Here is a 595-nt window from a genome sequence, read left to right as displayed (position 1 = left end):
CCCGGGCACCGGCAGCCCGATGGGCACCGGGCCCGAGCCCGCGGTCAGTGGGGCGCTGATGGTGGCGTAGACGGTGGTTTCGGTGGGGCCGTAACCGTTGACCATCACCCGCCCGGGCGCCCAGCGTGCGAGGACCTCGGGGGGACAGGCCTCCCCGGCGGCCATCAACGCCACCTGATCCAGTCCGGTCGGCGACAGCGCGGCCAGCGCCGAGGGGGTGTGGCTCAAGACGGTCACGCCTTCGCTGATCAGCAGTGCGTGCAGCTCGTCGGGGGAGCGGGTCAGCTCCTCGGGCACCACCACCAACCGCCCACCAGAAAGCAGGGCACCCCAGATCTCCCACACCGAGAAGTCGAACGCATACGAATGGCATTGGGCCCACACCTGCTCGCATCCCAACCCGATACCCACCTGCAGGCCGTCGAACAAGCGGGTCACATTGGCATGGGTGACCGCCACCCCTTTGGGCACCCCGGTCGTGCCCGAGGTGTAAATGAGGTGCGCCACGTCATCGGGTGCCGGGGCGGCCTACCTGCCCATCGACCCCGCGCTGCCGGATGAGCGGGTCGGGTTCGTGCTGGCCGACGCCAACCCG

At 70.1% G+C, this 595-nt stretch carries 1 pseudogene; it reads right to left on the bottom strand.

The annotated features are described in order from the left end of the window. Window positions 1–525, bottom strand: a pseudogene (locus tag A9X03_RS03250) (AMP-binding protein); the annotation flags it as partial. Window positions 526–595: the final 70 nt, after the last annotated feature.

Source organism: Mycobacterium sp. E1715 (assembly GCF_001667625.1).
GTDB lineage: Bacteria > Actinomycetota > Actinomycetes > Mycobacteriales > Mycobacteriaceae > Mycobacterium.
This window is presented reverse-complemented; position numbering and strand designations above follow the sequence as displayed.